The following is a 24,590-nucleotide window of genomic DNA, read 5'->3' as shown; positions in this document are numbered from 1 at the left end:
ATCGAATAGTATGCTAGTCGTACAAGGACCGAATTGGAGGGGTAAGGATGCCAAACGAAGCATTGACACCGAGACAAATCGTGACGGAGCTCGATAAATATATCGTTGGACAGAAGCCGGCCAAGCGTTCCGTTGCAGTAGCGCTCCGCAATCGCTATCGCAGGGGACGTCTAGATGAGGCGCTCCGCGACGAGATCGTCCCTAAAAACATTTTGATGATTGGACCGACCGGCGTCGGAAAAACCGAAATCGCGAGGAGACTGGCTAAGCTTGTCAATGCACCGTTCGTTAAGGTAGAAGCGACGAAGTTTACGGAAGTCGGTTACGTCGGTCGCGATGTCGAATCCATGGTCCGGGATCTTGTGGAGACGGCGATTCGAATGGTGAAGCTGGAGAAGACGGAGAAGGTGAAGGACAAAGCTGAGGCGTTGGCGAACGATCGAATCGTCACGCTGCTCGTTCCATCGTCCGTGAAAGCCAAGTCATCGAAGAATCCGCTGGAAATGTTATTCGGCAATTCCAGCAGCTCTGAGAAAGAGCCGGAAGCGGAACCGACAGAGAGTACGTCGGTCATCGAACGGCGTAAGCAGGTGAAAGAGCAGCTCGCTGCCGGCAAGCTGGAGAACGAGATTATCGAGATCGAAGTTGAAGATAATTCGCCGAACATGCTGGATATGCTTTCGGGACAAGGCAACGAGGGTATGGGCATGGGGGCGAATATGCAGGAGCTGTTCGGTCAGTTGATGCCGAAGAAATCGAAGAAGCGCAAGCTGCCGGTTAAAGAAGCGCGTAAAGCGCTCATCCAAGAAGAGGCCAACAAGCTGATTGATATGGATGATGTCATCGCGGAGTCCGTCAGCCGGGCGGAACAATCGGGCATCATCTTTATTGATGAAATCGATAAAATAGCCAGTTCTTCACGCGGATCTGGGCCTGACGTCTCACGCGAGGGTGTACAACGGGACATTTTGCCTATTGTAGAAGGCTCGACGGTGATGACTAAATATGGTCCGGTCAAAACGGACTATGTATTGTTTATTGCTGCCGGCGCGTTCCATATGGCGAAGCCGTCCGACTTGATACCGGAATTGCAGGGACGTTTCCCAATTCGTGTCGAATTAACGAACTTAAGTCTTGATGATTTTGTGAAGATTCTTACTGAACCGAAAAACGCGCTAACCAAACAATATACGGCACTATTGGAAACCGAGGGCATTACGATTACGTTCTCGGACGATGCGGTCCTCGAGCTCGCCTCGATCGCGGCGGAAGTGAACAAGAATACGGAGAACATCGGTGCAAGGCGGCTGCATACCATTTTGGAGAAGCTGCTTGAGGATCTATCCTTCGAGGCGCCGGAGCTGTCGCTTGAGCATTTGACCATCACGCCGGAATACGTGCGGGAGAAGCTTGGCAATATTGCGAAAAATCGCGATCTGAGTCAATATATACTTTAAGGAACGGACAGGGAAAGTAGGGGGCATACAGCAATGATTTTATTGGCAAAAACAAGAACGCTCAACCGGCTGCTGCAACGAGCGGCCGGCGGAGCGCTCAGTTTCCGGGAGATGGCGGAGGTCCTGTGTACCACGATTCAGGCAGACGTATTCGTCGTCAGCCGTAGAGGAAAGGTACTGGGGTGCGCTGCAGCGGGGCCATATCAACACGAGCAGCTCCGCGCGCTGGCGCCGGGCGATCTTCGTTTTTCTCCTGAGAGCAATGAACGCTTTATGAGCATGCAAGAGACGGCGACGAATGTGAAGCCGGACATCGGCATAGCGGAGTCGTTTCCGATGATGGCCGCGCCGGATATAATGACCGTCGTGCCGATCGTAGGCGGCAGGGACCGCCTGGGAACGCTTATTCTATTAAGAAGCTCGGAGTCGTTCGGTGACGATGAATTGATTTTGGCTGAATACGGAAGCACGATCGTCGGTATGGAAATATTGCGTGAACGGGCGGAAGAGATCGAGCATGAAGCTAGAAGCAGAACCGTCGTAGCGGTAGCGGTAGGCTCCTTGTCCTTCAGCGAGCTGGAAGCGGTCGAGCATATTTTCGATGAGCTTGACGGGAAAGAGGGGCTATTGGTAGCTTCCAAAATCGCGGATCGGGTGGGGATTACCCGTTCTGTCATTGTCAACGCGCTCCGCAAGCTCGAGAGTGCCGGCGTCATCGAAACGAGGTCCTTGGGCATGAAAGGGACCTATATCCGAATCTTGAATACCCAGCTCCTTCAGGAGCTCAAAAAGAATAAAAGCTAGCTTTCCCACTCATTATTACAAAATCCATTCAAAAACCAGTACAAATAGCCTGTTTTTTGGTCCTATCTTCGACAAAGATAGGGCTTTTTTCTTATTGTAATAAATTAGGAAGTTGAGGAAGATTAGGTTGTCGTAATCTTCGACAAGAGTTTCTCATAATTTTCATTTTTCTTTGTCGAAAAAAGAAGGATATGGTAAGTATTTTGTTGAATTACTCAAATATCAGACGATGAAAGCGGGGTTTTTCAGTGAATTTGTTGAATGGCCCGGAATTCGGTCGAATGCAGGGCGCCTTAAATGCTGCGGAAATGCGTCAACGTGTCATTTCCAACAATATTGCCAATGTAGATACGCCAAAATTCAAGCGTTCCGAGGTCGTATTTGAGCAGCTGCTAGAGCAAAGCATGGGATCCGGGAGGTTTCAAATAGCCGGTAAGCGGACGGATGCAAGACATATTCCCATCGGATCTTCGGGCACCGTGCCGCAGGCTCAGATCGTTACGAATGAAACTAGCGTCATGAACAACGACGTCAATAACGTGGATATCGATCGCGAGATGTCGCTGCTTGCCAAAAATCAGTTGAATTACAATTTCTACGTGCAGCAAATTAACCACGATGTGAAAATGATGCGCATCGGGATCGAAGGGAGAAGCTGATGATGAGACTGACGAGCGGGTTTGATGCCAGCGCCTCCGCGCTGACGGCCCAGCGTCTACGGATGGATGTCATTTCTTCGAACATTGCGAATGCAGAAACGACAAGAGCCTCCTTTGTGAACGGACGCTATGAGCCTTACAAACGCAAAATGGTCGTGCTTGAACCGGGCGCTCAATCGTTTGCCGATACGTTGAACGGTCAAATGAACGGGTCCGGCAGCACGCCTGGCGTGAAAGCAACGAAAATCATGGAAGACTCCACGCCTTCGAAGCTCGTATACAATCCGACACATCCGGATGCCGATGAGAATGGGTATGTAAAAATGCCTAATGTGGACGTGTTGAAGGAAATGGTGGATATGATCTCAGCTTCCCGTTCCTACGAAGCGAACGTGACTGCGCTCAACGCCACGAAAGGTATGTTTGTCAAAGCGCTAGAAATCGGCAAATAAACAGAGATAACGCGGAGGGATACCCTTGATTAACCCCATGACGCTTAACACCGTGCAGTCACAATTTCTTAAGCCTATCCAAACCAACACCCCCGGCATTTCCTCAACACCGGCGGATCTTACAAAAACGTTCGGTGATTTCCTTCAAAATGCACTCGACGGCGTCAGTGCCCAAGAACAAAACGTACATACCATGAACGATCAATATCTGCTCGGCAATGTAGACGTATCGCAAGTCATGATTGCAAGCGAACAAGCAGAGCTCGGATTGCAGCTTACCTCACAAGTCCGCAACAAAGTGATAGAGGCTTATCAGGAGATTATGCGGATGCAACTCTAATGGCATTTCAACAAGCATTGGAAGCTAACAGTGAGGTGGAATCGTGAACGAGAAATTTGCCCAATATCGAGCGAAGACCGCTCAGTATTGGAGAGTATTGGAGAAGAAACAGAAAATTTGGCTAGGTGCTTCAGCCGCCATTCTTATCTTGACGATCATTTTGTTGACGCTTCTGTTCTCGAAGACGAATTACGAGGTTGCTTTTCGCGATTTGGATAGCACGGATGCAGCGGCAGTCATGGAGTATTTGGATTCAAGCAAAATTCCGTACAAGCTGTCGGATGCGGGACAAACGATATCGGTACCGACGGCAGATGCCGCTCGCGTAAAGGTGGAAGCAGGCTCGCAAGGCATTATTCGTAACGGTTCGATCGGCTTTGAATCCTTCAATGACAGCTCTTCGATGTTCGGTTCGACGGATCGTGAGTTTGACGTGAAATACAGAAGCGCGTTAAACGGGGAAATTCAGCGTTTGCTGAATGATATGCAAGGCGTTCAGAAGTCGAACGTACTGGTGAATCTGCCGGAATCGACGCCGTTCATGACAACGGAAGAGAAAGAGCAGGCTTCCGCCTCGATCATGATCACCATGCGCCCAGGCTACCGCCCGACACAGAAGGAAGTCGACGGCTACTACAATCTCGTAAAAACATCGGTTCCTAACATTAAACCGGAAAACATTACGATTTCCAGCCCCGAGGGCGAGCTGCTCGCTTCAAGTGAAGTTGGAGGCAGTGGCATTGGCGGCGATCTGCTTGAGACGCATTATCAAGTGCAGCGCAAGTACGAAAATGATATCAAACAGAAAATCCAAACGTTTCTAGGTCCAATGGTAGGGATGGACAATTTGGTCGTTAGCGTGTCCAGCTCCATCAACTTCGATAAGAAGAAATCGGAACAACAGCTGGTTTCGCCGCTGGAAGACAACAATAACCACGGCATCGTCGTCAGCGAATCCTCGACGAACAAATCCGCGACCGGCGCAAGCTCGGGAGCAGGCGGCGTTGCGGGAACGGGAGAAACCGACGTTCCAGGCTACGAAGCTACCGACAGCAGCTCGGGTGGTAGTTCGGAAGAGAGCGATCGGACGACAAACTACGATTACAACAAGAACAATGTTCAAATCGAGTCCGGTCCATATGTAATCAAAGATCTCTCTATTAGTATCGGCGTAGAAAAATCAAAACTGAGCGCCGACGCAAAAACAGAGATGGGCAATATGGTTGCTTCTCTTGTCCGGTCCCAGCTGGTTGAGTCGGGACAGGACGTAAATAATGACGCGCTGATCGAGAAAAAGGTTTCGATCATGGCGCAAAGTTTTATCGACAATGGCGGTGCTTCCTCATCTTCGGCATTGTCCACGGGCTGGCTAGCAGGCATCGGTTTAGCGGCACTGGCACTGATCGGCGGTCTAGGCTATGTCGTCGTCCGCCGCAGAAAACAAGCTGCATTGGCCGAGGAAATGGCTGCAGTTCCCGGAAAAGTGGAGTATCCGACAATCGATTTGGACAGCGTTCAAAACGAAAGTCAAGTTCGCAAGCAGCTTGAAACACTGGCCAAGCGTAAGCCGGAAGAGTTCGTTAATTTACTCCGGACTTGGCTCGTCGATGAATAGAGGTGGCTGGAATGGCAAAGTTACAGGGATTTAGCGGTCGTCAGAAAGCAGCCATTTTGTTAATTTCGTTAGGTCCTGAAGTTTCCGCTCAGATCTTCAAGCATTTAAGAGATGAAGAAATCGAACAGTTGACGCTCGAAATTGCGAATGTGCGCAAGGTGGATACGATTGACAAGGAAACGATTTTGAACGAATTCCATCAAATCTGCGTGGCGCAGGAATACATCTCGCAAGGCGGTATCACCTATGCCCGCGAAATTCTGGAAAAAGCGCTCGGCGAGCAGAAGGCGATGGAAGTTATCGGCCGCTTGACAGCGAACCTGCAGGTTCGTCCGTTCGATTTCGCGCGCAAAGCCGATGCTGCGCAAATTTTGAACTTTATTCAGAACGAAAACTCGCAAACGATCGCGCTTGTGCTCTCTTATCTGCAAGCGGAGCAAGCGTCACAGATTCTATCTTCGCTCCCGCAAGAAAAGCAGGCCGAGGTTGCTCGTCGCGTCGCATTGATGGACAGCACGTCGCCTGAAGTCATTTCTTACGTGGAACGCGTGCTCGAACAGAAGCTGTCCGCAACCGTTACTCAAGATTACACCAGCGCGGGCGGTATTGAATCAATCGTTCAAATTTTGAACGGCGTCGACCGCGGAACGGAACGTACCATTCTGGATGCCTTGGAAATTCAAGATCCCGAATTGGCGGAAGAAATCAAGAAACGGATGTTCGTCTTCGAGGATATCGTCAATCTCGACAACCGTTCCATCCAACGCATCATTCGCGACATCGAGAATGCCGACCTGCAGCTTGCCCTCAAAGTGGCCAGCGAAGAGGTGCGGGAAGCGATCTTCCGCAACATGTCCAAACGGATGGCCGAAACGTTCAAAGAAGAAATGGAATACATGGGCCCCGTTCGGCTGCGTGACGTCGAAGAAGCTCAAACCCGCATCGTAGCGACGATCCGCAGACTGGAAGAGTCCGGCGAGATCATCATCGCCCGCGGCGGAGGGGATGATATCATTGTCTAAGTTGTATAAATCTTCCGATGTCATCTCGGTCGAAGATTTAAAACGGCTAGAATGGTACAACCGCTATGTGAAGCCTGCTCCCGAGCAGGAAGAACCGTCTGGTCCGAGCGAAGAGACAATGTCGCTGCGGGATCAAATCTTGGATGACGCCGAGCACTTTGCGAATCAGCGCATTCAAGAAACCGGCGAGCAAATCGAAGCCATGTATGCCGATGCCCAAGCTCAGATCGACCAATGGTGGCTGGAACGCCGCCTGCAGGATGACGAGACGTTGGAGCGGATTCGCCAGGATGGTTATCAGCTAGGCTTCCAAGAAGGCAAGGACAAGGCCGAGGCCCATGTGCATGCGGAATGGGAGACCATGCTGACGGAAGCAAGAGCGATTCTTGATTCCTCCTTCGAAACGAAGGAACAAATTATCCAAGAAGCCGAACCGTTCGTTGTCGCGCTCAGTACGGCAATTGCCGAGAAAATCATTCAAAAGCAATTGACCATCGACCCGCAATGGTCGCTCGATATCGTTCGCAAAGCATTGGAAAGGCGCCGCGAGCAAGGCGTGATTACCTTATGCGTATCGCCCGGGCAGCTCGCCTATGTACAGGCCGCGCGCGAAGAGTTGTCGCTTGCCATCGATTCGCAGGCCGAGCTTCAAATCGTGCCGGATGTAACCGTCAAATCTTTCGGCTGCGTCATTCGCTCTTCGTTCGGAAGCATCGATGCCCGCATCGATACCCAGCTGTCCGAAATCAAGCGGGAGCTGATCCAGCTTGCTCTGCAAGCCGAGGAACGAGGCGTCGAGGATGAAAGCTAATCGACTGGATCCCGAACGGTACATCGAGCACTTAAGACCCATTGATCCCGTGCGCGTGAACGGCAAGGTTACGCAGGTCATCGGACTGACGGTTGAATCGGAAGGTCCGGATGCCAGCATTGGCGACGTTTGTCTCATCTATCCTGCGAAGTCGACTAAGCCGCTGAAGGCGGAGGTCGTCGGATTCCGGGATAACAAAGTCATTCTCATGCCGCTCGGAGAGCTTCAATCGATCGGACCAGGCTGCGACGTAGTCGGTACCGGGAAGCCGCTCAGCGTTCAAGTCGGCACGGAGCTGCTCGGCAAAGTGCTCGACGGATTGGGACAACCGCTGGACGGTTCGTACATCTCCAGCCGCATGCCGCATCATTCGACGCACAATCAGCCCAGCAATCCGCTGTCGAGACCGAGGGTCAAGGAGCCGCTCAGCATTGGCGTACGTGCGATAGACGGTCTGCTAACCGTAGGCCGTGGACAACGCGTCGGCATTTTCGCGGGATCGGGCGTCGGCAAGAGTACCTTGCTTGGCATGGTTGCACGCAACACATCTGCCGATGTGAACGTCATCGCACTGATCGGCGAACGCGGACGAGAGGTGCTGGAATTCATCGAGAAGGATCTCGGTCCGGAAGGACTGGCGCGTTCCGTCGTTATCGTAGCGACATCGGATCAACCGGCGCTCATTCGAATCAAAGGCGCTTTGATCGCGACAACGATCGCCGAATATTTTCGAGACCGCGGCATGAACGTCATGCTGATGATGGATTCCGTAACCCGGTACGCAATGGCTTTGCGCGAAGTCGGACTTGCCATCGGCGAACCGCCGGCTACCCGCGGTTACACGCCATCCGTGTTTGCCGCGCTGCCTAAACTTCTGGAGCGGGCAGGGACAGGGCAGAAAGGCACGATTACCGCCTTCTACACGGTGCTCGTCGACGGGGACGATATGAACGAGCCGATCGCGGATGCGGTCCGCGGCATCTTGGACGGACATATCGTGCTAAGCCGGGCATTGGCGCACAAGGGACATTTTCCTGCGATCGACGTGTTGGCTTCCATTAGCCGCGTCATGAAGGAAATCGTGCCGGAAGAGCAGCAGGATGCGGCGAATGAGCTGAAGCGATTGCTCGCTATCTATAAAGATTCGGAAGACCTGATCAATATAGGGGCGTACCAGAGGGGTTCGAACGAAAAAATTGATCAGGCCATCGAATCTAATGAATCGATTCAGGCGTTTACACGTCAAAAGACGACCGAGAAGGTCGGTTATGAAGCGTCGCGCGACCAGCTTATCCATGATTTCCATCCTAATCCCGGGAGTTGACACTGATTCATGGCTCGATTTCAATACGCCTATCAGAAGATCGTAGATTTGAAGACAAGCGAGAAATCGCAGGCTGAGTGGCAGCTCTCCGTGGTTGTAGGCAAGCTGTCCCAGGAAGAGTCGAGTCTGCAGAAGCTTCAAGAGGAACGCGCTTTGTGGTGCGAGAAGCTTCAGCATGCTTCGCGCCAAGCGGTCTCGCTATCGGCCATATTGACGATGCAAAGTTATATCGATTTCTTGGATGACGGCATCCTGCGCAAGCTGCGCGATGTGAAGAAGGCGGAGTCGGCCGTTGAAGAAGGAAGACGCTTCTTGTCCGATCGCATGATGGACGAGAAGGTATGGCTCAAGACAAAAGAGAATGCCTTGCGGCGGTTCCAAGCCGATAGGATGACAAAAGAACAGAACGAGCTGGATGAACTGGCAACCGTCAGGTTCATGTATGCAGCTCCATAACTGACAAGCGGCTTTGCGAATCGGGAGCCATAGCCCGAGGGAGGGACTTATTTTGGCGGATGTGGAAATGGAAAAGCAAAGCTACAGCGGGTTCGAGAGATTCATGTTTTTCGTAACGCCGATTTTATTTACCTTAATATTGCTCGGCGTGCTCGTGACCATATTCAATATTAATCTGCGCAACAAAGCGCTGGAGATCGGGAATGACATTCCCGTCTTGAACCGGATTCTGCCCGAACCGTCAGTGAAGGACGGACAGACCGTAAATGAAGATTCAATTAAGTCCGCTAATACGTCGGCCAAGATTGCAGAATTGCAAGCACAGTTGACCGCGAAAGAATCGGAGCTCGGCAAAACGGTCGAAGAGAAGACGGCGCTCACGAAGACCGTTAAGGATCTTCAGCAGCAAATGGAGCAGCTCAAGCAGGCTAACGCGGAGCAACAACTGAGCGATGCCGCCTACCAAAGCAAAATTGGCGAGCTGGCTTCGATGTACATGAGCATGACGCCAAGCAAGGCGGCACCGATTCTGGAAAGCATGGAGACGGCGGAAGCGGTACTCGTGCTGGATGCGATGAGACCGGAAGATCGGGCGGTCATTCTCGAGAAGATGAATCCGAAGAAAGCGGCGGACGCATCCGTTCTGCTCAAAGACACAAAGACGGCGAAAGATCGCCAAATCGCGGCGCTGCAAGCCCGAATCAATAAGCAGCAAACGGCGACTACGCAATCGGAGGCGGTACTGAGCGCGGCGCAATTAAATTCGACGTTCTCCAAAATGGACCCGGCAGCCGCCGCTGACCTGCTGCTCAAGATGTCGGATGTAAGTCCGAGCAAGGTGCTTCGGATTTTGAACGCCGTGGACGATGCGGCCCGCTCCAAGATCCTTGCCGAAATGTCGTCGGCGAATAAAGCCATCACCGCTCAATTGGTTTCCAAGCTGATGGTTGGCAAATAAAGAAATGATGCATGAAACATGATGTGCTGCCTTCAGGGGAAAGGAGGTGAAATACATGCAAATGCCGATTACGACGGCTTCACCTAGCCCGGCTCCTGCCGCCTCGAGCGCTGCTTCAACGAAAGGTACGGATAACGGCAAATTCAATCAAACCTTCAATCAAACGATTGCCGGCACGCAAGGGAAAGAAACGACCGCTCAAGCAAACAGCGATGCTACGGCTCCTGCGAGCGGCGTATCCAACCAGTCGGCAACAACTTCACTGCTTGGCGAACATGTGTCCACGGCAGATTTATTGAGTGCCATTGAAGCGTTGATCGCGAAGCTGGGAAATGCCGATACCGAGGATCTGGCCCAAACGACGACGGAAAACGATTTGGCTGCCGCGCTTCAGCAGCTCGATATGCTGCTTAGTTCAATGGCAGGCATACCGGCGCTGCAGCAGCAGCCGAGTGCGATCGTGACTGAGACCGCGGCACAGGAACAAGGGCAAGCGGCAGTCGTCAATCTCGAGGAAATGAATGCTCTGAAGTCAGGACTGCAGGAAGCGCTAGTTGATCTGAAAGCCATGCTGAAAGATCAGAAGGGCCTGACGGTTAACCGCGATCAGCTGTCGCAGATTAGCAAACAGTTGACTTCGATTGATCAATTGCTTAGCGGCAAGAAGCCGGAATCGTCAACTGCCGCAGTCGCGGCGCCTAATCAAGCGGCCGCAGTCGATAGCATCGATTCCATGCTTGCCCTTCTGACTGCGCCTCAGGCGAACTCTCATCTGAAGCGAATGGCTCATCAGCTCCTTCATGTAGGCGTGCTGAACGTCGTTCAGAAACCGGAGAAGGAAACAGCCGAGACATCGCTAACTGAGCTTGCTGCCGATTCGAATGACCTGACTTTGCAGCCAGGGGCAGTCAACTTGGATTTCCAGCGTCAGCTGGCGACGGCTACCAAGCCGGTTATCGCACAGCCGGTGCCGGTGCAGCAGTTCGCATCGACAATCCAAGGCATGGTCGTCAAGCAGTTTAACGTATCTACGGCGGGCGGCATTTCTCAAGCTCAGCTTACGCTGTATCCGGAGCATTTGGGTCAGGTCAACGTGAACATTTCCGTTCATAACGGAACGCTGACCGCGTCATTCGTCACGGACACCGTGACTGCTAAGGATATGCTGGAGAACCAAATGGCGCAATTGCGTTCCGCGCTTCAGTCGCAAGGCCTGCAGGTAGATAAGCTGGTCGTATCCCAAACAGCGGTGCAGCCGAACCTGTTCCAGGACCGCCAAGGCGCCCAAGGACAACAGCAAGGCTCCGCGAAGCGGAATAAGTCGGATGACGATACGATAGGCGAAATCGATTTTGCGGACGTGGAAGAACTCTCCGCTCAGCAAGCCGCTGACCGAGACTTGGGTCTTGGCCGGGGCATTCATACCATTGCCTAGCTGAAGCCCAGCAAGGTACAAGGATTCCATTGAACGGAGGTGACGAGATTACATGGCAGATCGCGTTTCGACCACCAATGTATGGCCTTATTACAGCGCCAGCAACGTACAGGCAGCGGCCAATAAACCCGAGGATACTTCCATGGGTAAGGATGATTTTCTGCGCATCCTCGTAACCCAGCTGCAGAACCAGGACCCGATGCAGCCATTGCAGGATAAAGACTTTATTGCGCAAATGGCGCAGTTCTCATCGGTCGAGCAGCTCGTGAATATGTCGGATCAGCTTACAGCCCTCCGCCAGAATCTGGGAATGGCTTCCACGATGATCGGCAAAAACGTGCAATGGTACGACTACTCCGAGACCGGAGAGATGATTCCTCAGAATGGCGTGGTAGACTCCATCGTCATTAAAGACAAAGTGCAATACGCGCGCGTCGGGAATGTGGATATCGACCTGAAAGACATCGTTTCGATCGGCGAGCAAGTCGAAGGCGGTGAACCGGACAATGGATGACGTCATGAAAATCGGACATCTAAGTCTGACCGCGACCACGCAGCTTCGCAAACCGGTTCAACCGGAACAATCGGCAGCTTCCGCTTCCTTTAAAGAAGTGCTCGATCGCAATGTGCTCAAGTTCAGCCAGCATGCCGAGCAGCGTATCGCTCAGCGCGGCATTACGCTCAAGCCTGAAGCCTTGGCAAAGATCGGCAACGCTATCGACCAAGCCGCCGCCAAAGGCGCGAAGGATTCGCTGGTCGTGTACCGAGACATCGCAATGATCGTGAACGTACCAAGCCGGACCGTTGTCACGGCGATGGATGGAAACGCCATGCAGGGCAACGTATTCACTCAGATCGACAGTGCAGTGATTGTTTCGTAACGACGGCCGGACCTGCTTATAGGAAGCTGGGAGCCGTGGATCGACGGAAACGGCTCCGCCGAACGATGCTGCATGCAATTCGTTACCATGACTTATACCCGCAGGAGGTTGTCAATCGAATGTTAAGATCTATGTACTCCGGTGTTTCCGGTATGCGCGGCTTTCAAACGAAGCTGGACGTAATCGGCAACAACATCGCTAACGTAAATACGGTCGGCTTTAAGGCTGGCCGCGTCATGTTCAAGGATATTCTGAGTCAAACCGTTTCCGGCGTTACCCGTCCGGAAGAAGGAACGACGGGCGGCGTGAACGCGAAGCAAGTCGGTCTGGGCGTCGCAATCGCATCGATCGATACGATCCACACCCCGGGCAGCGCAATGACGACGAACGTGCCGACCGACGTTCGGATCGACGGCGACGGATTCTTCGCCGTATCGCCGAACGGCGACGGTGGCGAATCGCCATACCTGACTCGCGCCGGCAACTTTACGCTGGATGCGGCAGGGCAACTAGTGAACGGCGACGGCATGTTCGTCCTGGATTCCAACGGCGGACCGATTACGCTTGATCCGGCAGAAGTCAAAGCCTTTACGATTTCGCAGGACGGCTCCATCATCTCGATCGGCGCCGACGGCACGAGCACAGCGACGGGCATTCAACTCGGCATCGTGAAGGTTACGAATCCGAACGGCCTCGAGAAGATCGGTGGCAATCTGTATCGCATGACGCCTAACGCAAACATCGACGGCGAAATAACGCTGACGACAGCAGGCGATCCGGAAGCGGGAACAGGCGCCATCATCGCCGGTCAATTGGAAATGTCCAACGTGGATCTGACTTCCGAGTTCACGGAAATGATCGTCGCGCAGCGCGGTTTCCAGGCGAACTCCCGTATCATCACGACTTCGGACGAAATTTTGCAAGAGGTCGTTAATCTCAAGAGATAGGTAAACAGCCGAGGAGGGGCGCCAGCCGCCTCTCCGCCAGGTGAAGGAGGAAGCTTATGATCGCCGTGACGCGTTTGAACGGAAAGACCGTACATCTCAACGCGCTGCTTATCGAATTGGTCGAAGAAACGCCTGATACCTTGATTACGCTCACGACAGGTAAGAAAATACTGGTGTTGGAGAAAGCAAACGACGTCATTTCCTCCATACAGTCCTATCTTCGCTCGATCGGCGTCTATGCGGCGACCTTAAAGAGTGATCAAACGGAGGGAACATCCTAATGAAGAAAATGCTGCCATGGTTGATTACCATTTTGCTCGCTATTACCCTGATTGCGATCGTTGCCGTTATTTTGTACAACTCCGTCATGGGGGACGACGACGCGAAGAATACAGCAGCCAATGCCGAGAAAGATGCGGCAGCCGTCACGGCGGTCAAGCTCACAGCGGATAAACGCGTCGATCTGACCAGCACGATCGAGAAGATTCAAACGAACTTAGTGGACCCTGATTACGTTGCAGTTCTTGGCTTTGCTTTTCAGCTGGATAAGAAGTCGACGAAGAAGGATTTCGACAAGATCAAGGACATCCAAATCAAGCCGATCATTATTCGTACGCTTTCTGACATGAAGCTGGAGGAAATCAACGGCTCGCAGGGAAAAGACAAGCTGTGCGCAGAACTGCTTAATTTGATAAATCCTGAGCTGCCGGAAGGCGGCAAACTCATTAAAGTCGAAATAACGGATTATATCGTTACGAAGCTGTAATCATCTTAGACAATGCCGCATTCCTTTGAAGGGGGTGAGAAAAATGGTTGATGTTTTGTCGCAGAACGAGATTGACGCGCTGCTCGCTGCGTTGTCCTCCGGTGAGATGGATGCGGAGGAATTGAAGAAGGAAGATACGCAGAAGAAGATACGCGTGTACGAGTTCAAACGCGCGGTTCGTTTCTCGAAGGATCATATCCGAAGCTTGACGCGGATTCACGAAAACTTCGCGCGATACTTGACCACTTATTTCTCAGCGCAGCTTCGCACATTTGTTCAAATAAATGTCGTTCAGGTCGAACAGCTGCCGTATGACGAATTTATCCGCTCCATTCCGAAAATGACGATTTTGAACATTTTCGAGGCCGAGCCGCTGGAAGGCCGCATGGTGCTCGAAGTTCACCCGAACATTGCTTATGCCATGGTGGACCGCATGCTGGGCGGCCAAGGGCTGGCTCCTTCCAAAATCACGACGTTGACGGAAATCGAAACGACGATCATGGAACGGATTTTCAGCCGTACGTTCGAAAGCCTGCAGGAAGCGTGGAAAACGATCATCGATATCAAGCCGCGTCTTGAAGCGCTGGAAACGAATCCGCAGTTCATGCAGATCGTATCGCCGAACGAAACCATCGCACTCATTTCCTTGAGCACCAAAATCGGCGACACGACCGGTATGATCAACTTATGTATCCCGCATGTCGTCATTGAACCGATCATGCCGCGGTTGTCCGTGCACCATTGGTTCGTCTCGCAGAAGAAGACGAGAGCGCCGGAGGAAATAGAAGTATTGAAGCAGCGCGTTAGCAAGGCGAAGCTGCCGATCGTATGCGAGCTGGGAAGCTCCAGCATCTCGATTCGCGAGTTTTTGGGTCTTGCGATTGGGGATGTCATTTCATTGAATAAATCAATCGATCAAGGACTTGATATTAAAGTCGGGGACAAGCTGAAGTTCTCAGGCAGTCCCGGGTCGGTCAAAGATCGCATGGCCGTTCAAATCAATGAAGTTCTCACCGAAGGAGTGGACGAAGAGTATGACGAGTAAAGATTACTTATCGCAAGAAGAAATCGATGCCTTGCTGCGTCAATCTTCCGATGAATCCGATATGCAGGAGCCGGCCAGCAGTGGGCAGGAATTGAATGGCTACCTCAGCTCGATCGAGCAGGATGCACTGGGAGAAATCGGAAACATCACGTTCGGAAGCGCGGCTACGGCCTTGTCGACGCTGCTCGGCCGTAAAGTCGATATTACGACGCCTACGGTATCGTTGATCAAGCGAAACGAGCTGGACGAAGAATTCCCGAAACCGCATGTTGCCGTCTCCGTCAGCTACGTGGAAGGCTTCCAAGGCATCAACTCGCTCGTCATCAAGACGAAGGATGCGCAGACAATTGCAGATCTTATGCTCGGCGGCGAAGGAAAGCTGCTAGGTTCGGAGCTGAACGAGATTCATATCAGCGCCGTGCAAGAAGCGATGAATCAAATGATGGGGTCTTCGGCAACATCGATGTCGACGCTCTTCAACCGTTTCGTCAATATTTCGCCACCGGGCATCGACATTCTTGACGTTGCGAACGGATCAGGCGTGGAGAAGCTGCCATCCGACGATATGTTTATCAAAGTTTCATTCCGTTTGACGATCGATGATCTGATCGATTCGACCATCATGCAGCTGCTGCCGATTTCGTTCGCGAAAGAAATGGTAGACTCGCTGATGGGCGGAACGTCAGAACCTGCCGCAGCTGCAGCTCCTGCAGCCGTTCAGGTGCCCGCGCCTGCAGCCGCATACGCGGAACCGGTTGTTTCAGCTCCTGTACATACGCCGCCACCGGCACCTGCTACACCGCCGCCAGCGCCTGCCGCACCGCCTGCAGCCTACATGCAGCCACCGGCGCCGCAATATGCTTCGGCACCGCAAAGCGGACCGCAAACCTTCGGCGGAATGCCGAATCGAAACGTGAACGTGCAGCCTGTGCAATTCGCGAATTTCCAAGGCACGCCTTACGTTCAGCCCGACGAATCGAATTTGAATTTATTGCTCGACATACCGTTGAAGGTCACAGTAGAATTAGGAAGAACTCAGAAACAAATCAAAGATATTCTTGAATTGTCGCAAGGTTCCATTATTGAGCTGGACAAGCTGGCAGGTGAACCGGTGGATATTTTAGTCAATAACAAGCTGATCGCCAAGGGAGAAGTTGTCGTTATTGATGAGAATTTCGGGGTTCGTGTCACGGACATCGTGAGCCAATGGGATCGCATCCAAAAGTTACAATAACACCTTAGGGGGAAGAAGCAATGGCAAACCGCATTTTGATCGTGGATGACGCAGCATTTATGAGAATGATGATTCGAGATATTTTGACAAAGAACGGCTATGAAGTAGTAGGGGAAGCTCAGGACGGCGCGCAAGCAATCGAGAAATATAAAGAATTGAAGCCGGACCTGATCACGATGGATATCACGATGCCGGAGATGGACGGCATCGTCGCACTTAAAGAGATCAAGAAGCTCGACGGCAATGCCAAAGTCATCATGTGTTCCGCGATGGGGCAGCAGGCCATGGTTATCGATGCGATTCAAGCCGGTGCCAAAGACTTCATCGTGAAGCCTTTTCAAGCTGACCGCGTCATTGAAGCGATTAAGAAAACGCTAGGTTAAGAGGATGAAAGCTTTGAACGTATATCGACTTGCTGGACTAGCGGTCTTCGGCTGGCTAACGACAGCAAGTCTTGCATCGGCAGCGGGCGGCAATGACGAAGGCAAACCGGAGGTCGGTGCAGGCATCGGCTATCTGATCTGGGTCATCGTCGCGCTCCTGATTGTCATCGGACTGATTGTTCTGCTGATTAAGTGGCTGGCCAGCCGCAACCGCGGTTGGGGCACCACGAGATCGCTTCGCTCGCTCGGTGGCATTCCGCTCGGTCAGAACAAATCGCTTCAAGTTGTGGAGCTCTCGGGCCGCATCTATGTTGTCGGAGTCGGCGAGGACATCACGCTGCTCGACAAGATCGTGGATCCCGAAGCCGCCGCAGCCATCATGGAGGCCATCGAGCAGCAGGCGAGCCGAACGTGGAGCCCGCCGGCGCTATCGGACTTTCTAGGGAAATTCCGCAATAAACAACCGTCATCCGAGCCGAACGAGGAACCATGGTCATCATCGACCGTTTCCTTCAAGGAGCTGCTTAGCAACGGCATGAAGCGGCAAGCGGATCAGAAACAGAAAGTCGAAGAGCTGCTTAGAGATCAAAATCACAATGATCGGTTGTTGGACGAATGAACAAAAAAATCATACTAACGGTTTTGGCGCTGCAAGCACTCGGGCTGTTGCTCCATGGGCATGCTTTTGCAGAACCGCTTCCGAATGTCAGCGTAAGCATCGGCGGCGAAGGAAGCGATCAGCCCGGCACGAGCGCTCTATCGCTTCTATTAATAATCACCGTGCTAAGCGTTGCGCCGGGTATCCTGGTGTTAATGACAAGCTTCACGCGGATCGTGATCGTACTCGGTTTCGTTCGCACCTCGCTAGGCACGCAGTCGATGCCGCCGAACCAAGTATTGATCGGACTTGCGATGTTTCTGACCTTCTTCATCATGGCACCGACGATCAGCTCGATCAACGACGTGGCGCTTCAGCCTTACTTGAAAGGCGAACTGACGCAGACGCAGGCGCTTGGCAAAGCGGCAGAGCCGATGAAGAAATTCATGTTTAACCAAACGCGCGAGAAAGACTTGGACTTGTTCATGAAATATACGAAAGCGGAACAGCCCAAAACGTACAAGGACATCCCGATTACCGTCATGGTTCCCGCGTATGCCTTAAGCGAGCTTCGAACATCGTTCCAAATGGGCTTTATGATCTTTATTCCTTTCCTCATCATCGACATGGTCGTGGCCAGTACGCTCATGGCGATGGGCATGATGATGCTGCCGCCAGTCATGATTTCGCTGCCGTTCAAGATATTGCTCTTCGTCCTCGTAGATGGTTGGTATCTCGTCATCAAGTCGTTGTTGCTCAGTTTTAACACGACATAGCCCCTGCCGGAGAGGAGTGCAATAATGAGTTCGGACTTCATCATCGCCTTGGCTGGACAGGCGGTATATACGGTATTAAAAGCCAGCGCGCCGATGCTTATCGTGGGTCTGGTCGTCGGCTTGATCGTCAGCATATTTCAAGCCACCACGCAAATCCAGGAGCAGACGCTGGCATTCGTTCCGAAAGTGGCAGCAGTACTGCTGTCCATCTTGTTATTTGGTCCATGGATATTGAACACGCTGGTCGATTTCACTTACAACCTGCTGAATAACTTGTATAAATACATCGGATAGGGCTGTGGATCGATGGAGTTGTTTCTTCAAGGGTTCCCTATTTTTTTGCTTATTTTTTGTCGAATTACAGCATTTTTCGTCGTTGCGCCTATCTTTTCGACTCGAAACGTGCCGACTACGTTTAAGCTGGGTTTCTGCTTTTTCGTTTCCTTTCTGGTCTTTCTGACGTATGGGTTGAAGCAATCGATCGTGCCGGACGCAGAATACATACTAGCGATCTTCCGCGAGATTCTGGCGGGAGCGCTGCTCGGCTTCACCGCTTATCTGTTCTTCACGATCATCAATACCGCAGGCAGCTTGATCGATATGCAAATGGGTTTCGGGATGGCGAACATCATCGACCCCATGACGGGAGCTTCCGCTCCGCTGACTGGCAATTTCAAAGGCATGATTGCAACGCTCGTCTTCTTATCGATCAACGGACATCATTATTTACTCTCGGCGCTGCTGCAAAGCTACGATTGGATTCCGCTGTCGAATACGCTGTTCTTGCACGTTAAGAGCGGCAGCATATCGAACTTCCTTACGGGCATGTTCGCTCAGACGTTCATGTTAGCCCTGCAAATGTCGGCGCCGCTAGTCGTGGCCATGTTCTTGACCGATGCCGGACTGGGCTTGCTGGCGCGTACGGCCCCGCAATACAACGTGTTCGTGATTGGCATGCCGATCAAAATTCTCGTCGGCTTTCTGATCCTGGCGATTTTGATGCCGGGACTCGTGACGCTGTACGAACATATTTTCGAACAGATGTTCAGTGCAATGCAGAAACTATTATCGATCCTGCAAGGTCCTGCAACTTAAAATATGAGAAAGGTTAAGCGCCGCTTATCCTTCATCTTATATTTCTTCGGAATGAAACGCGCCGCGCCGCTTATTGGACGCGACAGCCGTTTCACCTTGAGTAGGAGGCTCACGTGATGACGAACTACCGTTGGACGCTCGATCTTCAGATGTTCTCGCAGGAAAAAACGGAGCGTGCAACGCCAAAGAAACGGCAGGAGGCGCGTAAGAAAGGGCAGCTAGCGAAGAGTCAGGAGCTTCCGGCCGCATTAATCCTCTTGGTTGTCTTCTTCAGTTTCATTATGCTGGGCGGTTACTATAAAGTACGTCTTCTTCGAATGTTCGGCCTGCTTTTCGAACAAAAGCTGCTGATGGAAGTGACGACGGCGAACATCATCACGTTGTTCTCCGATCTTATGATGCAGGGCTTCATGCTCTTATTGCCTATCTTCTTCATCGCCATGCTTATCGCGCTGCTGGGCAACTATTTGCAAATCGGCCTTTTGTTTACGGGCGAGCCGCTCAAAATGAAATTCGATAAAATCAATCCGGTCAAAGGCTTCAAAAACATTTTCTCCATGCATTCCGTCGTCGAATTCGTGAAAAACATCCTGAAGCTGCTCCTGATCGGTTTGATCGTCTATGTGACGATCATGAAGGAACGAGACCGCATACTAGGGCTTGCCTCCGTGCCCGTCGAAGAGATCTTTCCCTTCATTGCCAGCGTGACCGTCAAGCTTGGCCTGGAGATCGGCGCCATTCTCGTCGCGCTCGCCGTATTCGATTACTTCTACAAACGGTATGAACACGAGAAAAGCCTGCGGATGTCGAAGCAGGACATCAAGGACGAATATAAGAAATCCGAAGGTGATCCGCTGATCAAAGGCAAGATTCGCGAACGGCAGCGCAGAATGGCACTCCAGCGCATGATGCAGCAGGTGCCCAAGGCGGACGTGGTCATTACGAACCCGACGCACTTTGCAATCGCGCTGCAGTACGACGGCAAAACGATGGAAGCGCCGACGATCATTGCCAAGGGGATGGACTTCGTAGCTCTTCGGATCAAAGACATGGCGAAGGAGCACGGAGTCATAATGATGGAAAACAGGCCGCTGGCCAGAGCCTTGTACGAACGGACGGAGATTGGCGATACAGTTCCGGCCGATTTGTTCCAAGCTGTGGCTGAAGTACTGGCATATGTATATAAGCTTAAAAACAAAGTGAAATAACGTCCCATGCTAGGTGGAGGAGGAACGTCATGAAGCCAAGAGATTTAACCATACTGATTGGAATTATCGGCATCGTGCTGATGATGGTGATTCCGATTCCGACTCCGCTGTTGAGCGTGCTGCTCATCATTAACATCTCCGCCGCGCTGATGATTTTGCTCATCTCGATGAATACGAAGGATGCGCTGCAATTCTCGATCTTTCCAGCGTTGCTGCTCATCACGACCTTATTCCGGCTGGCGCTTAACCTGTCGACCACTCGGAATATTTTGCAGAAAGCAGAAGGCGGATCCGTCGTTGAAACGTTCGGCAACTGGATAGCGGGCGGGCAGATCGCCATCGGCTTCGTCGTCTTCCTCATCCTCGTCGTCGTGCAGTTTATCGTCATTACGAAGGGCTCCGAGCGCGTTGCCGAGGTTGCTGCCCGCTTTACGCTCGACGCTATGCCAGGTAAGCAGATGAGTATCGACGCCGACTTGAATGCCGGTCTGATCAACGAACAGCAGGCGAAGGAACGTCGGCAAAAAATCGAACGGGAAGCCGATTTCTACGGCTCCATGGATGGTGCGAGCAAATTCGTAAAAGGGGATGCCATCGCCTCCATCATCATTCTGTTCATTAACCTCATCGGCGGTTTCATCATCGGCATGTCGGTGCATGGCATGTCATTCTCGGAATCGTTGACCACGTACTCGATCTTGACCATCGGCGACGGGCTGGTCAGCCAAATTCCGGCGCTTCTGATCTCGACCGCTACAGGGCTTATCGTGACGCGCGCCGCGTCCGACGGCAATCTGGCGGAGGATCTCACCGCGCAGCTGTTCCGCTATCCGAAATTGCTGTACATCGTAGCAGGAACGGTTGGTTTGCTCGGAATCATGACGCCGATCGGCATATTCGCCACTTGGCCTTTCGCTGCCTTGATGGTTTTCTCCGGCTACCGGATGCAAGTGAACCTCAATAAACAGCTGCATGCCGAGGAGCTTCTCGTGGAGGAACAGGAGATCGAGGAGGTCCGGAGTCCGGAGAGCGTCATCAGCCTCCTGCAGGTGGATCCGATCGAATTCGAATTCGGTTATGGCCTCATTCCGTTGGCAGACCAGCAGCAAGGCGGCGATCTGCTCGATCGAATCATCATGATTCGCAGGCAATGCGCGCTAGAGCTGGGGCTGGTCGTTCCGGTTATCCGCATTCGGGACAACATACAGCTGCGGCCGAACGAATACGTCATCAAAATCAAAGGCAACACCGTCGCCCGCGGCGAGCTTCTGCTCAACCACTACTTGGCGATGAGCCCGGGCTTCGATGACGACAGCATCGTCGGTATCGAAACGGTTGAACCGGCCTTCGGACTCCCGGCCATGTGGATCGACGAGTCGACGAAAGAGCGCGCCGAATTGACGGGGTATACGGTCGTGGATCCGCCTTCCGTCGTCGCGACGCATCTGACAGAGCTTGTTAAGCGTCATGCGCATGAGCTCATCGGACGTCAGGAGACGAAAGCGCTGATCGATAATGTTAGAGAATCCTATCCTGCGCTCGTGGATGAACTAATTCCGTCCATACTGAATGTCGGCGATGTTCAGAAGGTGTTGTCCAAGCTGCTTCGGGAGAAGATTTCGATCCGCGATATGGTGACGATCTTCGAGGCGCTGGCCGACCATGGTACCTACACGAAAGATCCCGATATTTTGACAGAATATGTTCGTCAAGCGCTATCCAGGCAAATTACGCAGCAATTTTCGAATCAGGGAGATACGCTTCGCGTCATCACGGTGGGGCCATCCCTTGAGAAGAAGATCGCGGAATCCGTCCAAAGCTCCGAGCAGGGCAGCTATCTGGCGCTCGATCCGGTTTCGTCGCAGACGATCTATCAGAAGCTGAACGAGCAGGTGAACAAGCAGCTGCAATCCGGCAACCAGCCGATTGTACTGGCATCTCCGACGATCCGCATGTATCTCCGTCAAATCGTGGAACGGACGATGCAGGATATTCCGGTCCTGTCTTACAGCGAGCTTGAACCAAGCGTCGAAGTTCAGAGCATTGGAGTGGTGAATTTATGAAGGTAAAGCGATACGTCGTCAATGCGCTGCCTGAGGCACTGCCCATGATTCGAAGCGAACTCGGAGTTGATGCCGTCATATTAAATACGAAAGAAATTCGCATCGGCGGATTTCTTGGCATGTTCGGCAAGAAGAAGACGGAAGTCATCGCGGCCGTGGAGACAAACGGCAATGAACGCGCGACACCGTCGGCTAGACCGGCGTCTCCGTCTTCGAAGCCGGCAATATCGCCTGAGGCAGCGGCAACGATGGCTGCGACGTTGTCCGCGGCTGTCGCCGGCCGGGAGAAGGCTCCTGCGCCAACCCCGGCTGCCAGGCAGGCAGCGTCAGCTGTACTCGCTCCTGAGCCGAATTTTACCGGCAGCGCAGCCCCTGCTGCCGTGTACGCCGCGCGTACGGCCACCGCGCAAACCGCTGCAGGCTCATCGGCCGAGGTCGCCGAGACCAAGACACGACAAGCCGCTTCTTCGGCGGGTGCAAGTATGGAGCAGCGCAAGCCGCGCATTGCCGAAGATGCTTTAATGGAAGAAATACGAGACATGAAACAATGGATTATGCGCATGTCCAAGCAGCAGCAGCTGGATTCCAGGCCCGAAGCCCTTCAATCGCTTGCTGAACGGTTAGAGGAGCAGGAGGTCAGCCTTCCATGGATCGAGCGGCTAATCGATACGGTGTTGACGGAGCTGGAGATGATTCATGCCGAGGCTGAACAGCATGTTCCGAGCCGGGCAGAGGTATGGAAGCTGGCCGAACAGACGCTCATTGAATGGCTTCGAGACTTTGAAGGCTTCACGATCGCGAGGGACACGAGAGTCATTCACTTCGTAGGTCCGACCGGCGTCGGCAAGACGACGTCCATTGCGAAGCTGGCTGCCGAACAAACCTTGAAGGCTGGGCGAAAGGTCGGCTTAATCACGTCGGATACGTACCGGATCGCGGCAGTCGATCAGCTCCGCACTTATGCCACGATTTTGAACGTGCCGCTCGAGGTTGTGTTCTCGCCTTCGGAAGTAGCGCGGGCGTTCAAGGCTTTGGAAGATAGAGAGCTGATCTTCATGGATACGGCAGGGCGCAACTTCCGCAATGAGCTGTATGTATCGGAAGTTAACAGCTTGCTTCAGACGGGGAGTCAATCCGAGACCTTCCTCGTTCTCAGCTTGACGGGCAAGTTCAGCGACATGTCCGCGGTTGCGGACAATTTTGCCAAATTCGGCATCGATCGCGTCCTGTATACGAAGCAAGACGAGACGAGTGCTGTCGGCGCCGTTCTGAACCTGGCGTTGGAGCATGGCTTGAAGCCGACCTTCATCGCGAATGGCCAAACCGTTCCCGATGACATCTCTGCGTTCCAGGCATCCGCGTATGTCTCGCAGCTTCTGGGGGATGGCCATGAATGATCAGGCAGAGGCGCTTCGGCATTTGGTCCGTAATCAAGAGCTGAGAGGCGAGGGCCGCACGACCCGCATCATTGCCGTAACGAGCGGTAAAGGCGGCGTAGGCAAATCGAATTTCAGCTTGAACTTTGCGCTTGCTTTATCCCGGCTCGGCAAGAAGGTATTGCTGTTCGACGCGGATATGAGCATGGCCAACATCGACGTGCTGATGGGCATTACGTCTACTTATAATCTCTATCATCTCTTAAAACAAGAGAAGACCATCTGGGAGATTATCCAGGAGGGGCCGCAGGGGGTGCATTTTATCGCCGGAGGCTCCGGATTCAAGGACCTTCTAGATCTGTCACCGTCTCAGCTTAACTTCTTTGCGGAGCAAATCGGCAGGCTGCACGGACAATACGACGTCATCTTGTTCGACACCGGTGCAGGGTTATCCAAGGAAACGGTAAAGTTCATCGCCGCCGCGCAGGAAACGATCGTCGTTACGACGCCGGAGCCGACCTCCATCACGGATGCGTACGCGCTGATCAAAATGGTCACGGCAATGGAGCAGGACGTGAACTTCAAGCTCGTTGTCAATCGCGCAACGGACGACAGGGAGGGCAAGGCGACGGCCGAGAAAATCGGTCTTGTCGCCCGGCGGTTTCTGGAACTCGACCTGCCGGTACTCGGCATCCTGCCGGACGATCCCAACGTCTCGAAAGCCGTCAAGCGGCAAATTCCGTTCGCGATCGCTTTTCCTGCCACGGAGGCTGCCCGATCCATAAACGAAATCGCTTATCGATTCGCGGAAGTTCCCAGCTCTACCGTATCCGCAAACAGCGGAGTCAAAGGGTTCCTACAGCGCATGTTTAAACGATCTTAAAA

At 52.7% G+C, this 24,590-nt stretch carries 28 protein-coding genes; all 28 read left to right on the top strand.

What is annotated here, in order from left to right; all coding sequences use genetic code 11:
- Window positions 1-47 precede the first annotated feature (47 nt).
- The 28 genes from hslU to AC0YNU_RS08970 all read left to right on the top strand — a co-directional run bounded on the left by hslU (window position 48) and on the right by AC0YNU_RS08970 (window position 24,588).
- Window positions 48-1,457 (top strand): ATP-dependent protease ATPase subunit HslU, encoded by a 1,410-nt coding sequence (hslU, locus tag AC0YNU_RS09105; RefSeq protein ID WP_475755445.1) that lies wholly within the window; start codon window positions 48-50, stop codon window positions 1,455-1,457.
- Window positions 1,458-1,490: 33 nt separating this feature from the next.
- Entirely contained in the window at window positions 1,491-2,261 is a 771-nt protein-coding gene (codY, locus tag AC0YNU_RS09100; RefSeq protein WP_475755443.1) for a GTP-sensing pleiotropic transcriptional regulator CodY, read from the top strand.
- Window positions 2,262-2,509: 248 nt separating this feature from the next.
- A complete protein-coding gene (flgB, locus tag AC0YNU_RS09095; protein WP_475755441.1) occupies window positions 2,510-2,920 on the top strand; it encodes a flagellar basal body rod protein FlgB in 411 nt (136 codons plus the stop codon).
- 2 nt (window positions 2,921-2,922) lie between these two features.
- Window positions 2,923-3,372, top strand: coding sequence for a flagellar basal body rod protein FlgC (flgC, locus tag AC0YNU_RS09090; protein WP_475756239.1), 450 nt, complete (start codon window positions 2,923-2,925; stop codon window positions 3,370-3,372).
- A 37-nt stretch (window positions 3,373-3,409) separates the two neighbouring features.
- Window positions 3,410-3,712: a flagellar hook-basal body complex protein FliE gene (gene fliE, locus AC0YNU_RS09085; protein ID WP_475756237.1), complete on the top strand. Its 303-nt coding sequence runs from the start codon at window positions 3,410-3,412 to the stop codon at window positions 3,710-3,712.
- Window positions 3,713-3,755: 43 nt separating this feature from the next.
- On the top strand, window positions 3,756-5,327 hold the full coding sequence (gene fliF / locus AC0YNU_RS09080) for a flagellar basal-body MS-ring/collar protein FliF (protein WP_475755439.1): 1,572 nt from the start codon (window positions 3,756-3,758) through the stop codon (window positions 5,325-5,327).
- A gap of 11 nt (window positions 5,328-5,338) precedes the next feature.
- Window positions 5,339-6,349: a flagellar motor switch protein FliG gene (gene fliG, locus AC0YNU_RS09075; protein ID WP_475755437.1), complete on the top strand. Its 1,011-nt coding sequence runs from the start codon at window positions 5,339-5,341 to the stop codon at window positions 6,347-6,349.
- Window positions 6,342-7,160, top strand: a complete 819-nt coding sequence (locus tag AC0YNU_RS09070) for a FliH/SctL family protein (RefSeq protein WP_475755435.1) — start codon at window positions 6,342-6,344, stop codon at window positions 7,158-7,160. Before fliG ends, AC0YNU_RS09070 begins: the two co-directional genes overlap by 8 nt.
- The gene (gene fliI, locus AC0YNU_RS09065) at window positions 7,150-8,484 is read left to right on the top strand and encodes a flagellar protein export ATPase FliI (protein ID WP_475755433.1); all 1,335 of its coding nucleotides are present in this window, start codon (window positions 7,150-7,152) and stop codon (window positions 8,482-8,484) included. Before AC0YNU_RS09070 ends, fliI begins: the two co-directional genes overlap by 11 nt.
- A 9-nt stretch (window positions 8,485-8,493) precedes the next feature.
- Window positions 8,494-8,940, top strand: coding sequence for a flagellar export protein FliJ (gene fliJ / locus AC0YNU_RS09060; protein ID WP_475755431.1), 447 nt, complete (start codon window positions 8,494-8,496; stop codon window positions 8,938-8,940).
- A 61-nt stretch (window positions 8,941-9,001) separates the two neighbouring features.
- Window positions 9,002-9,898, top strand: coding sequence for a magnesium transporter MgtE N-terminal domain-containing protein (locus AC0YNU_RS09055; protein ID WP_475756235.1), 897 nt, complete (start codon window positions 9,002-9,004; stop codon window positions 9,896-9,898).
- 55 nt (window positions 9,899-9,953) lie between these two features.
- Window positions 9,954-11,333: a flagellar hook-length control protein FliK gene (locus AC0YNU_RS09050; protein ID WP_475755429.1), complete on the top strand. Its 1,380-nt coding sequence runs from the start codon at window positions 9,954-9,956 to the stop codon at window positions 11,331-11,333.
- A gap of 52 nt (window positions 11,334-11,385) precedes the next feature.
- Window positions 11,386-11,847 (top strand): flagellar hook capping FlgD N-terminal domain-containing protein, encoded by a 462-nt coding sequence (locus AC0YNU_RS09045; RefSeq protein ID WP_475755427.1) that lies wholly within the window; start codon window positions 11,386-11,388, stop codon window positions 11,845-11,847.
- On the top strand, window positions 11,840-12,214 hold the full coding sequence (locus AC0YNU_RS09040; protein ID WP_475755425.1) for a TIGR02530 family flagellar biosynthesis protein: 375 nt from the start codon (window positions 11,840-11,842) through the stop codon (window positions 12,212-12,214). Before AC0YNU_RS09045 ends, AC0YNU_RS09040 begins: the two co-directional genes overlap by 8 nt.
- A gap of 119 nt (window positions 12,215-12,333) precedes the next feature.
- Window positions 12,334-13,161: a flagellar basal body rod protein FlgG gene (gene flgG, locus AC0YNU_RS09035; RefSeq protein WP_161696749.1), complete on the top strand. Its 828-nt coding sequence runs from the start codon at window positions 12,334-12,336 to the stop codon at window positions 13,159-13,161.
- A gap of 56 nt (window positions 13,162-13,217) precedes the next feature.
- Entirely contained in the window at window positions 13,218-13,442 is a 225-nt protein-coding gene (locus AC0YNU_RS09030) for a flagellar FlbD family protein (protein ID WP_475755422.1), read from the top strand.
- Window positions 13,442-13,927 (top strand): flagellar basal body-associated FliL family protein, encoded by a 486-nt coding sequence (locus AC0YNU_RS09025; protein WP_475755420.1) that lies wholly within the window; start codon window positions 13,442-13,444, stop codon window positions 13,925-13,927. The genes AC0YNU_RS09030 and AC0YNU_RS09025 overlap by 1 nt, the downstream gene beginning before the upstream one ends.
- Window positions 13,928-13,970: 43 nt before the next feature.
- Window positions 13,971-14,972: a flagellar motor switch protein FliM gene (gene fliM, locus AC0YNU_RS09020; RefSeq protein ID WP_475755418.1), complete on the top strand. Its 1,002-nt coding sequence runs from the start codon at window positions 13,971-13,973 to the stop codon at window positions 14,970-14,972.
- Entirely contained in the window at window positions 14,962-16,206 is a 1,245-nt protein-coding gene (gene fliY / locus AC0YNU_RS09015; RefSeq protein ID WP_475755416.1) for a flagellar motor switch phosphatase FliY, read from the top strand. Before fliM ends, fliY begins: the two co-directional genes overlap by 11 nt.
- A gap of 20 nt (window positions 16,207-16,226) precedes the next feature.
- Window positions 16,227-16,589 carry a response regulator gene (locus AC0YNU_RS09010; RefSeq protein WP_091218732.1) on the top strand — a complete coding sequence of 121 codons (363 nt, stop codon included), beginning with the start codon at window positions 16,227-16,229 and terminating at the stop codon, window positions 16,587-16,589.
- 13 nt (window positions 16,590-16,602) lie between these two features.
- Window positions 16,603-17,208, top strand: a complete 606-nt coding sequence (locus AC0YNU_RS09005; protein WP_475755413.1) for a flagellar biosynthetic protein FliO — start codon at window positions 16,603-16,605, stop codon at window positions 17,206-17,208.
- Complete coding sequence (gene fliP / locus AC0YNU_RS09000; RefSeq protein WP_475755411.1) at window positions 17,205-17,963, top strand: flagellar type III secretion system pore protein FliP; 759 nt, start codon at window positions 17,205-17,207, stop codon at window positions 17,961-17,963. Before AC0YNU_RS09005 ends, fliP begins: the two co-directional genes overlap by 4 nt.
- Before the next feature lie 24 nt (window positions 17,964-17,987).
- Window positions 17,988-18,257, top strand: a complete 270-nt coding sequence (gene fliQ / locus AC0YNU_RS08995) for a flagellar biosynthesis protein FliQ (RefSeq protein WP_475755409.1) — start codon at window positions 17,988-17,990, stop codon at window positions 18,255-18,257.
- A gap of 12 nt (window positions 18,258-18,269) precedes the next feature.
- Entirely contained in the window at window positions 18,270-19,058 is a 789-nt protein-coding gene (gene fliR / locus AC0YNU_RS08990; RefSeq protein WP_475755407.1) for a flagellar biosynthetic protein FliR, read from the top strand.
- Window positions 19,059-19,174: 116 nt separating this feature from the next.
- Complete coding sequence (gene flhB, locus AC0YNU_RS08985) at window positions 19,175-20,266, top strand: flagellar biosynthesis protein FlhB (protein ID WP_475755405.1); 1,092 nt, start codon at window positions 19,175-19,177, stop codon at window positions 20,264-20,266.
- A gap of 29 nt (window positions 20,267-20,295) precedes the next feature.
- Window positions 20,296-22,329: a flagellar biosynthesis protein FlhA gene (gene flhA / locus AC0YNU_RS08980; protein ID WP_475755403.1), complete on the top strand. Its 2,034-nt coding sequence runs from the start codon at window positions 20,296-20,298 to the stop codon at window positions 22,327-22,329.
- Complete coding sequence (gene flhF / locus AC0YNU_RS08975; protein ID WP_475755401.1) at window positions 22,326-23,726, top strand: flagellar biosynthesis protein FlhF; 1,401 nt, start codon at window positions 22,326-22,328, stop codon at window positions 23,724-23,726. The genes flhA and flhF overlap by 4 nt, the downstream gene beginning before the upstream one ends.
- Window positions 23,719-24,588, top strand: coding sequence for a MinD/ParA family protein (locus AC0YNU_RS08970; protein WP_475755399.1), 870 nt, complete (start codon window positions 23,719-23,721; stop codon window positions 24,586-24,588). Before flhF ends, AC0YNU_RS08970 begins: the two co-directional genes overlap by 8 nt.
- Window positions 24,589-24,590 lie beyond the last annotated feature (2 nt).

The organism is Paenibacillus sp. J31P316, from assembly GCF_056269105.1.
This window is presented reverse-complemented; position numbering and strand designations above follow the sequence as displayed.

Coding starts and splice junctions, on each gene's coding strand:
- AC0YNU_RS09010 (WP_091218732.1), top strand. CDS start 16,227: ATGGCAAACCGCATTTTGATCGTGGATGACGCAGCATTTATGAGAATG.
- fliM (WP_475755418.1), top strand. CDS start 13,971: ATGGTTGATGTTTTGTCGCAGAACGAGATTGACGCGCTGCTCGCTGCG.
- fliG (WP_475755437.1), top strand. CDS start 5,339: ATGGCAAAGTTACAGGGATTTAGCGGTCGTCAGAAAGCAGCCATTTTG.
- AC0YNU_RS08970 (WP_475755399.1), top strand. CDS start 23,719: ATGAATGATCAGGCAGAGGCGCTTCGGCATTTGGTCCGTAATCAAGAG.
- flhA (WP_475755403.1), top strand. CDS start 20,296: ATGAAGCCAAGAGATTTAACCATACTGATTGGAATTATCGGCATCGTG.
- AC0YNU_RS09050 (WP_475755429.1), top strand. CDS start 9,954: ATGCAAATGCCGATTACGACGGCTTCACCTAGCCCGGCTCCTGCCGCC.
- AC0YNU_RS09025 (WP_475755420.1), top strand. CDS start 13,442: ATGAAGAAAATGCTGCCATGGTTGATTACCATTTTGCTCGCTATTACC.
- hslU (WP_475755445.1), top strand. CDS start 48: ATGCCAAACGAAGCATTGACACCGAGACAAATCGTGACGGAGCTCGAT.
- fliR (WP_475755407.1), top strand. CDS start 18,270: ATGGAGTTGTTTCTTCAAGGGTTCCCTATTTTTTTGCTTATTTTTTGT.
- flhB (WP_475755405.1), top strand. CDS start 19,175: ATGACGAACTACCGTTGGACGCTCGATCTTCAGATGTTCTCGCAGGAA.
- AC0YNU_RS09045 (WP_475755427.1), top strand. CDS start 11,386: ATGGCAGATCGCGTTTCGACCACCAATGTATGGCCTTATTACAGCGCC.
- flgC (WP_475756239.1), top strand. CDS start 2,923: ATGAGACTGACGAGCGGGTTTGATGCCAGCGCCTCCGCGCTGACGGCC.
- fliE (WP_475756237.1), top strand. CDS start 3,410: ATGACGCTTAACACCGTGCAGTCACAATTTCTTAAGCCTATCCAAACC.
- AC0YNU_RS09030 (WP_475755422.1), top strand. CDS start 13,218: ATGATCGCCGTGACGCGTTTGAACGGAAAGACCGTACATCTCAACGCG.
- fliJ (WP_475755431.1), top strand. CDS start 8,494: ATGGCTCGATTTCAATACGCCTATCAGAAGATCGTAGATTTGAAGACA.
- fliQ (WP_475755409.1), top strand. CDS start 17,988: ATGAGTTCGGACTTCATCATCGCCTTGGCTGGACAGGCGGTATATACG.
- fliI (WP_475755433.1), top strand. CDS start 7,150: ATGAAAGCTAATCGACTGGATCCCGAACGGTACATCGAGCACTTAAGA.
- fliY (WP_475755416.1), top strand. CDS start 14,962: ATGACGAGTAAAGATTACTTATCGCAAGAAGAAATCGATGCCTTGCTG.
- codY (WP_475755443.1), top strand. CDS start 1,491: ATGATTTTATTGGCAAAAACAAGAACGCTCAACCGGCTGCTGCAACGA.
- AC0YNU_RS09040 (WP_475755425.1), top strand. CDS start 11,840: ATGGATGACGTCATGAAAATCGGACATCTAAGTCTGACCGCGACCACG.
- fliP (WP_475755411.1), top strand. CDS start 17,205: ATGAACAAAAAAATCATACTAACGGTTTTGGCGCTGCAAGCACTCGGG.
- flhF (WP_475755401.1), top strand. CDS start 22,326: ATGAAGGTAAAGCGATACGTCGTCAATGCGCTGCCTGAGGCACTGCCC.
- flgG (WP_161696749.1), top strand. CDS start 12,334: ATGTTAAGATCTATGTACTCCGGTGTTTCCGGTATGCGCGGCTTTCAA.